9 protein-coding genes are annotated in these 8,318 nt (G+C 55.8%); 6 read left to right on the top strand and 3 right to left on the bottom strand.

The annotated features are described in order from the left end of the window. From RCH93_RS00720 to RCH93_RS00695, 6 genes are all read left to right on the top strand, one after another. Positions 1-1,082: methyl-accepting chemotaxis protein (locus RCH93_RS00720; protein WP_306546119.1), on the top strand; the 1,082-nt coding region annotated here is incomplete at its 5' end. 72 nt (positions 1,083-1,154) lie between these two features. Continuing rightward, complete coding sequence (locus RCH93_RS00715) at positions 1,155-1,718, top strand: GNAT family N-acetyltransferase (protein ID WP_306546117.1); 564 nt, start codon at positions 1,155-1,157, stop codon at positions 1,716-1,718. After that, positions 1,711-2,742 (top strand): histone deacetylase, encoded by a 1,032-nt coding sequence (locus tag RCH93_RS00710; protein ID WP_306546115.1) that lies wholly within the window; start codon positions 1,711-1,713, stop codon positions 2,740-2,742. The genes RCH93_RS00715 and RCH93_RS00710 overlap by 8 nt, the downstream gene beginning before the upstream one ends. Positions 2,743-2,787: 45 nt before the next feature. Then, on the top strand, positions 2,788-3,222 hold the full coding sequence (locus RCH93_RS00705) for a YkgJ family cysteine cluster protein (RefSeq protein WP_306546113.1): 435 nt from the start codon (positions 2,788-2,790) through the stop codon (positions 3,220-3,222). A gap of 241 nt (positions 3,223-3,463) precedes the next feature. Next, the gene (ercA, locus tag RCH93_RS00700) at positions 3,464-4,624 is read left to right on the top strand and encodes an alcohol dehydrogenase-like regulatory protein ErcA (RefSeq protein ID WP_306546112.1); all 1,161 of its coding nucleotides are present in this window, start codon (positions 3,464-3,466) and stop codon (positions 4,622-4,624) included. 3 nt (positions 4,625-4,627) lie between these two features. Beyond that, complete coding sequence (locus RCH93_RS00695; RefSeq protein WP_306546110.1) at positions 4,628-6,247, top strand: ATP-binding protein; 1,620 nt, start codon at positions 4,628-4,630, stop codon at positions 6,245-6,247. 188 nt (positions 6,248-6,435) lie between these two features. On the opposite strand, the gene RCH93_RS00690 is transcribed toward RCH93_RS00695, so the two are convergent. The 3 genes from RCH93_RS00690 to RCH93_RS00680 all read right to left on the bottom strand — a co-directional run bounded on the left by RCH93_RS00690 (position 6,436) and on the right by RCH93_RS00680 (position 8,124). Further along, positions 6,436-7,125: a Fic family protein gene (locus RCH93_RS00690; protein ID WP_306546108.1), complete on the bottom strand. Its 690-nt coding sequence runs from the start codon at positions 7,123-7,125 to the stop codon at positions 6,436-6,438. Positions 7,126-7,335: 210 nt separating this feature from the next. Then, the gene (locus RCH93_RS00685; RefSeq protein WP_306546106.1) at positions 7,336-7,569 is read right to left on the bottom strand and encodes a hypothetical protein; all 234 of its coding nucleotides are present in this window, start codon (positions 7,567-7,569) and stop codon (positions 7,336-7,338) included. A gap of 51 nt (positions 7,570-7,620) precedes the next feature. Then, on the bottom strand, positions 7,621-8,124 hold the full coding sequence (locus RCH93_RS00680; RefSeq protein WP_306546104.1) for a hypothetical protein: 504 nt from the start codon (positions 8,122-8,124) through the stop codon (positions 7,621-7,623). Positions 8,125-8,318 lie beyond the last annotated feature (194 nt).

Below are 8,318 nucleotides of genomic sequence, written 5' to 3'. Positions count from 1 at the left end.
ACACCACCCATTGCAACACCGAGCACTGCGCCTGCAGTCAGGCGATGAAGACCGACAGCGTGGTTTCGGCCAGGACCGTGGCCCGAGTCAACGGCCGCGATGTTCCCTTCAAGTACACCGGGGCGCCGATCAAAGACGCCAAGGGCAACATCAAGGGCGCGCTTGAGTTTGCGCTTGACGTCAGCGCCGAGGCCGAGGTCGAGCAACTGGTCAGCCGGGCCAGTCAGGAGGTGGCCGAATTGGTGGCCGATTCCCAGCGGCAGATGGAGCAGGTGCGCGGCAACATGCATATCATGAACGAATCGCTGGATCAGGAAGTGGTTCGCCTGGACGAATCGGAAACCACCATCCGCCGGATGCTTGAATCTTCGACCGAAATGCTGACGGTGAGCGAGAAGGTCAACCAACTGGCCGGTTCCATGTCGCGGGAGGCGGAAAACGGCCGTAAAGCCGGGGCCGAGGCTGGCGACAAGATGCAGCAGATCAACCGTTCGATGCAGCAGAACAACGATATGGTGGGCACCCTGGTTTCCCAGGTGGAAAAGATCGGCGGTTTTGTCGACATCATCAAGGAGATCGCCTCGCAGACCAATCTGCTGGCCTTCAACGCCGCCATTGAGGCCGCCAGGGCCGGCGACGCGGGCCGAGGCTTCGCGGTGGTTGCCGACGAGGTGCGCAAGCTGGCGGAGAACAGCTCGCGCTCGGCGGTGGACATTTCCAATATCGTTAAAATGGTCGAGAGCGACAGTCGCCAGACCATCGCCGCCATGCAGGACGGCATGCACATGCTTGACGACGGCTCCAAGGTGATCAACACCGCGCTCTCCGCCATGGAAGAAATCTCCAGCGGCATCATGACCATCTCCACCTCGGTTGACGACGTCAGAGGCCGGGCCGCCACCCTGGCCGACCAGGGTCACACGGTGATGGAACAGATCCAGACGGTGGTCAAGACCTCGGGCGAAAATCAGAAAACCACTGAAACCGTGCAGGGCTCGGTGGGCGACACGGTGCAGGCCCTGGATCGGTTGATGGCCTCGAGCAGTTCACTGCAGGAAGCGGTCAACAATATGTGCAAATAGGCGAACGCCAACCAGGAGAGGCCCTGTCCTTCAGGGCTTCTCCTTATCGGACGAGGGGAGAGCAGGGAAGCTATGACCATCTTTGGCAACAGGTTGTTCACCATACGTTTGCAGCTCCGGCGCATCGAAGCGCAGGATCTGCAACTTTTAGCCGAATGGAGCAACGATCCCCTGGCCTATGGCGATCATCTGACGCCGAAAAACTATTCTGTCGAGGAGTTGAACGTCCAGTTGCAGGCCGGGGTTCTCTGGTCCGAGCGTCACAAGACCTTTCTGATTGAGTTGCGCGACGGGACGCCCATCGGCACGGTGCAATACTGGATTCGCGCAGAGGAACCGGAGACGGCGGTCATGGCGATCAAGATCGCCCGTCCCGAGGAGCGATGCAAGGGATACGGCGTTGAGGCGCAGAAGTATTTGGTTTTGTTTCTCTTTAGCCGGCTCAGCATCCATCGGGTCGACATGTACACCGACGTGAACAACGCCGCCCAACAGCGCTGTCTGCAAAAGCTCGGATTCAGCCAGGTGCAGGCGCTGCCCTACGCCGATCATCAGGTCCAGCGTCTCGGCTACCTCTATCGGTTGGGTCGCCAGCAATTTGTCAATCAGCCCATCTACCAGCATCATTATGAATAAGCGGCCCGGGATTCTGTTTGACCGCAGATATTACGAACACAGCATTCCGCAGCTCTCTTTGGAGAACGCGGGCCGGGTGCGCAGCCTCTACCACACCCTGGAAGGACCGAAATACCGCGACCGATTGCGCGCCTACCACCCCCGGGAGGCTTCGGTCGCCGAGGTGGAATCGGTGCATTCTTCCTTCTATCTTGAACAGTTGCGCGAACACGTTAACACCGCCGACCCCTATTCCTACGACCGCGACACCTATCTGATGGAGCAAAGCATCTTTACTGCGGCCTTGGCCGCCGGCGGGTGTTTGGAACTGGCTGACCGCATCATGGGAGGCGAGATTGATCACGGCTTTGCCCTGATTCGTCCGCCGGGACATCACGCCGAGCCCGGCAGGGGCATGGGATTCTGCGTGTTTAACAACGTGGCGATCACCGCTGAGCATCTGCGGCGGGTGCATGGCCTGCAGCGGATTCTCATCCTTGATTTCGACGTCCACCACGGCAACGGCACCCAGTCGGTGTTCTACGAAACCGAGCAGGTGTTTTTTATCTCGATCCATCAGGAAAAGCTTTTCCCCTTCACCGGCGAACGGCAGGAGGTCGGCGGCGGCAAAGGCCGGGGGTACACCATCAACCTGCCGGTACATCAGCAGTTTGCCGATTTGGAGTATCTGTACCTGTTGAGCAAGGTGCTGGGCGGGGTGGTGGAGCAGTATTTGCCCCAGATGATACTTGTTTCCGCTGGTTTTGACGGCCATTGCGAGGATTCCATCAGCAAGATCCTGTTGACCACCCACTGGTACGCCACGGTCACCGAGTTGCTGAAACACCTGGCGCACGAAGCCTGCAACGACCGGTTGCTGTTCGTGCTCGAAGGGGGATACAATCCGCTGTCCCTGGAAGCCTCGGTGCTGGCCACGGTGGATAGTCTGCTCCAGCCGGCGGGGCGTCGGCCTGGAGTGATCCATTCCGAGCGGGCCGCTAAGATTCTTGACAACCATCCGCTGCACGCCTTTTGGACGGTCTGAGCTTGACTCTGCCGGGCGTGGCGGACTTTTTTTCGTTGAGGCGTCATGACAAAAAACATTGCTGTTGATTCGGCGGCCCTGCGCACCATTTTTGCCGAGTGCCGTCAGTGCGGCACCTGCTGCAAGTCGTACCGCAAAATAACCTTGCAGCCGGACGAGGTCGACTTCATCCGCAAAATGGGCGGCCATGTCGGCGTCAACGTCAGCTTAGCGCAACTGCGCGACAACCCCCTAGAACAGGTGGAGGCCGAGGCCAAGGCAACAGGCAAGGTCTTTATGATTCATCCCGACGACAAAGGCTGCGTTTTTCTGCAGAAAATCAACGGCAAACATGCCTGCCGCATTTATCACCACCGACCGCGCGCCTGCCGTGGTTTCCGTTGCAATCTGGCTGATTCGAGTTTCCTGGACCTGTTTGGCGCCGACAGCATTCATCTACTGGGGCAGGATCGGTTTGGTCTGCCGCTGGCCGGCAAGTGAACTGCGCTGCAACTGGCACGCTGTGGGCGTCTTGGCCGCAATGGGGCAAGGCGTTGCGCGGGGCCGGTCGAAGGCTCGTCGGTCAATTGGCCGGCGGATGTTTTTGCAGCAGAAATAAGGGATTGAAAGGTGTTTGACGAGTGTCGCGTTTTGGCATACGATAAAAAAGATCCAGCCTATAAAAGCCCAGACCTTTCAGTCAATCACGGCCAATGCATGTTTATCGGGGGAGAGAGACGCCATGTTGACCGAATTGAATATCTGTAAATTCCTTGCTCCTGAAATTGTTTTCGGAGACGGCGCCGTTGAATTACTTGGGCGTTACGCCCTGAATTTCGACGCCAAAGGGGTTTTTGTCGTCACCGATTCCGGGATGGCGGCGACCGGCCTGTTGAGTCGGGTGGTGCAGATATTGGAGGCCTCGGGAATGCGCGCGGTTGTTTATGATCGGGTCAGTCCCAATCCCAGGGACCATGAGGTCATGGAGGCCGCGGACCTGTTTGGGCGATCAAACTGCGACATTATCATCGCCCTGGGCGGCGGCAGCCCCATGGACTGCGCCAAGGGCGTCAGCATTGTTTCCGCCAACGACAAGCACGTGCTGGAGTTTGAAGGCGTGGACAACGTCGCGATTCCCGGCCCGCCGCTGATCTGCGTTCCCACCACCGCCGGCTCGTCGGCCGATGTTTCCCAGTTCGCCATCATCAACAACACCCAGGCCCAGGTCAAAATCGCCATCATCAGCAAGGCGGTGGTGCCGGATTTGGCCCTGATCGATCCTGGTCTCACCTTGACCATGGACCGCCATCTGACCCTGTGCACCGGGATAGACGCGCTGGTCCACGCCGTCGAGGCCTACGTCAGTTCCGCCAGTTCTCCGCTCACCGATCTGCACGCCCTGGAGGCCGTTCGCCTGTTGCACCGTTACCTGCCCCAGGCTGTGGAACGGCTGGACGACATCCACCTGCGCGAAAAGGTGATGCTGGCCAGCCTGGAGGCAGGCCTGGCCTTTTCCAACGCCAGCCTGGGCGCGGTGCACGCCATGGCTCATAGTCTGGGCGGTTTGCTCGATCTGCCGCACGGCGAATGCAACGCCCTGCTGCTTGACCCCGTGATCGCGTTCAACTACAGCGCCGCAAGCGAACGCTACGACCGCATCGGGGCAATTTTTGGCCTGCAAACAGCAGGGTTGTCCGAAGAGGCGCGGCGTCAGGCCCTGCTTGAGGCGATCCGCGCTTTTAAAGAGCGTTTGGGGCTTCAATCCGGCCTCGCCAGCCGCGGCGTGCGCCGTGAAGACATTGACCTGCTTGCCCGCAAAGCCCTTGCCGATCCCTGCCTGGTGACCAATCCACGCCGCGTTCAGCTTCGCGATATCGAAGCAATCTATGAGGAGGCCTTCTGAGCCATGACCAAGCGCACTGATGGCGAAGACCAGTGGGATCACCTCAAAGACGCGATTGTCGGCTTGGGCGAGCGATCCATCCGCAAGAGCTATTATCCCGAACTCAAGGCCAAGATCAGGGACCTTGATCAGCAGCGCTCTTTTTTTCAATCCACCCTGAACAGCATCCCCGACGGCGTGGTGGTGATGGACGCCTCAGGGAAAATTAAGCAGGCCAACCCTGCCCTGTGCCGTATGTTCGGCTACAGCAATGAAGAATTGGCCGGCCAATCGCCGGAGATGCTTTATGAAGACCATTGCGAGATCTTTCGTCACGACGACTTTCCCGCCATTTGGTGCCGCCGGTTTGTTTGCAAAGACGGACGCGCATTTCTCGGCGAAACCATGGACAGCGAGATTCGCGACGAGCAGGGAGCGCTGCTTGGCTCCTTGGAGCTCATTCGCAATTTGAGTGAACGGCTTTCAACCCTCCGCCAGCAACGGCAACTGGAAGAGCAACTGCGCCAGTCGCAGAAGATGGCGGCCATCGGCACCCTGGCCGGCGGCATTGCCCACGATTTTAACAACCTGCTCGCCGCCATCCTTGGCTATGCCGAGTTGGCGCTGCTCAAGCTGCCGCCTGGCGCCACCCTCCAGCGGGAACTTCATCAGATCCTCAAGGCCGGCGGCAAGGCGTCGGAGTTGGTCAATCAGATTTTGGCCTTCAGTCGCAAGGAAACCACCAAGCGCATCCTGCTTCAGCCCGGCGTGCTGCTCAAAGAGACCATCAAACTGCTGCGGGGCACCATCCCCACCACCATCACCATTCGGGAGCGGATAACGGCGACCGACCGGATGATCCTTGCCAACCCCACCCAGTTGCATCAGGTGATCATGAATTTGTGCACCAACGCCTTTCACGCCCTGGAAGATCAGGGCGGCGAGATGACGTTGAGCCTGGAGCCGGTCAAGCAAAAGGGGTGGACGCATGATGCGGAGCGGGAGTGGATCAAAATCAGCGTTGCCGACAACGGGTGCGGCATTGAAGCCAGCGTCCTGGAGCGCGTCTTTGAACCGTATTTCACAACCAAGCCCAGCGGCAAAGGCACCGGCATGGGGCTGGCCGTGGTGCACGGCATTGTCGAAAATCATGACGGCCGGATTGAGGTTGAAAGCAAACCGGGGCAGGGAACAACCTTCCATGTCTACTTCCCGGTGGTCACAGGGGTTGAAGCGCCCCAATCCCGCCGGGGCGCGCAGTCGCTGGTCGGCGGCAACGAATCGATTTTGGTGGTCGACGACGAGCAGATGGTCGCCGATTATCTCAAAGGATTTCTGGAGCAGCTGGGCTACCGGGTGACGGTTTGCAACGACGGCAACAGCGCCCTGTCCGTGTTTGAACAAAATCCCGCCGGGTTTGATCTGGTGATCACCGATCAGACCATGCCCGGAAAAACCGGCTACGAGGTGGCGCGGACCATGCTGGCCCTGCGTCCCGAACTGCCGATCATCCTCTGCTCGGGCTACAGTTCCGCCCTCTCGCCCGAGCGGGTCACCAAAGCCGGCATCCGTGAGTTCATGATGAAGCCGGTGTCTCTGCACGACCTGGCGCCGGTTATCCGCGCTGCGCTGAATACGCCCTGATTTTTTGAAACACCCGCAGACCGGGTTGAGCGGTAGCCTCCCATCCTGTTCGCCGACCTCCGACCTCCAGGAGTCGTCGTTTCTGCACCGGCGAATAAAACGGAGGGGGAGAGGGGGGATTCGGTCTGGAAAACACCCGCTGCTTGCTGCGAGGCCGAACCGGGTGCGCGGCGAACTGGTTGGAACGGCTATTCTTTCATGATGGCGATGATTTTCTCTTCCAGGCAGGAGCGCAGGAAATCATTCATCTCTTTTTGATCGCCGGTGTCGTAAAAAGCGAGCATCAATTGATTGAACTCAAGTTGTCTCTTGGCTGGCAGATTAATCGCCGGAAATCCGCAACTCAGCAAAAGCCCGTTCATGACGAAACGGCCCATTCGTTTGTTGACGTCATAAAAAAACTGACGCCTTGCCATGGTCAGGAAAAAATAGATGGCCCGATCATAAACGTCTTCAATTTCGGATGCTTCGTCCGCCATTTGGACAAACAACTCCGCCAGCGCATCTGCACGGGGCGGAATATAGTTTGTTCCCGCAATCGTCACCCCGCCAGATCTGAATTTTCCCCACTCCAAGGCTTCATCCTTGGCGGCTATTCCATGCAGAGCGCAAATGCGCTCCGCCGTGATTGCAAATTGATCCTGTTCTATCCATTGGAACAGCGCCCGCCACGCGTCAGCTTGATTTAGGGCGATGTGCTGGTCGCCCACTTTGTGTCCGCCAACGGTAATCCCATCCAGCAATGTCTGGATTTCGGGAAGGGTAAAAGGAATGCCCTCCAGATTCACCGCATCACAGACAAATTCGGGCAACTGGCGTTTCGCGAGCATGAGCGCCTTTGCCCTGTTCGGTTTCATGTTCCAATGCGTTTCTTTCATATTTGCCCGTGGCTGTATGTATTTGAAAATTTGATTTTACTTGTTTCGGTGCCTCGTCCCTTGAGCGACGCAATTGCCGTCAAGGCTGGCCAAGTGCAGGCCTCAGGTCTAGAGCCGTCTGGAGGCCGCTGCGATTCGTGAGAAAATTTGGGGGGGAGCTGTGCCCAGGATTTCGTTGCACGCCATCCGGGCTACTTGCTTACGTACGCTTCAGCGACTGCGGCTTCTTGCGGTCCGCTGGAGGAGATTACAGGCTGCTGCCTTGATTTTTGGCAACCAGATTGGAATTGGTGCTGTTTTTCCTTTCATCGATTCAATCTTCTCAATCACTTCTATAATCCCATTAACTGATTCAGAAATAATTTCAATGTCGAGTTTGTAAAGCTTTTCCAACTTGTCGTAACCGCCGAACTTTTCAGGGGCATAAAATGGTGACGGATGCATAAGTGAATCTCTAAATTGCTTGGCTTCGTCTAAAATAAATTGATAAATACTTTAATCGATATGTTCATTGAAAATGATGTATGGATATTTTCGTATTTTATCACGCAATGTGACATTTGATTTATCTTGAAGAGTATCGACTTTCCGCTTAGACAATTCTGCGCTATTTTTTTTGAAGTATGACCATGCTAGACCATTCAGGTAGCACTCTAATAGGCTGAATGCAGTCTGCATGATATGCCTCTTTGATGACTCGGTTTTTCTTATTAAAAGAGAAATGTTATTTCTTGATTTGAAAATCTGATTGTGCTGTTTTTTGCGATATTCATCTAGCTCGTTGTCGGACTTGATTAGTTGTTCAATCGCAATGATCATATCATTTGAAAAGTCATGCTCAGGAAATCGATACTGCAAACCCCATAGCGAAATACAAACGGTACTATACTCTGGATGACCTTTTTCGTAGAATCCTTTGACAGGCGAATACTTATTCAAAAATTCTGTATATGGAATATCTAAACCCCGATGGGCCTTTATTTCCTCATACAAAGACACCAATTTCCCTGGTGTCATACTGTGAAAATTTGATTTACAGAAACCGTCTATTATTTTTTTTAAATTTATCTGAACCCTGGTTCAGTGAAAAAACATCTATAAAATCAACGTAAAATTAAAATCAACATATTGAAATTTCAGTAAAAATATTGCAATATCCGCCTGTCCTGAAAACTCACTTGGCAGGTGAAAAT

Origin of the sequence: Desulfobulbus sp. (assembly GCF_030824455.1) — a bacterium.
Lineage (GTDB): Bacteria > Desulfobacterota > Desulfobulbia > Desulfobulbales > Desulfobulbaceae > Desulfobulbus.
Note: the sequence above shows the minus strand (reverse complement) of the source record. Positions and strands in the feature narration are given on the sequence as shown.

Coding starts and splice junctions, on each gene's coding strand:
- RCH93_RS00715 (WP_306546117.1), top strand. CDS start 1,155: ATGACCATCTTTGGCAACAGGTTGTTCACCATACGTTTGCAGCTCCGG.
- RCH93_RS00685 (WP_306546106.1), bottom strand. CDS start 7,569: ATGCATCCGTCACCATTTTATGCCCCTGAAAAGTTCGGCGGTTACGAC.
- RCH93_RS00710 (WP_306546115.1), top strand. CDS start 1,711: ATGAATAAGCGGCCCGGGATTCTGTTTGACCGCAGATATTACGAACAC.
- RCH93_RS00695 (WP_306546110.1), top strand. CDS start 4,628: ATGACCAAGCGCACTGATGGCGAAGACCAGTGGGATCACCTCAAAGAC.
- ercA (WP_306546112.1), top strand. CDS start 3,464: ATGTTGACCGAATTGAATATCTGTAAATTCCTTGCTCCTGAAATTGTT.
- RCH93_RS00690 (WP_306546108.1), bottom strand. CDS start 7,125: ATGAAAGAAACGCATTGGAACATGAAACCGAACAGGGCAAAGGCGCTC.
- RCH93_RS00705 (WP_306546113.1), top strand. CDS start 2,788: ATGACAAAAAACATTGCTGTTGATTCGGCGGCCCTGCGCACCATTTTT.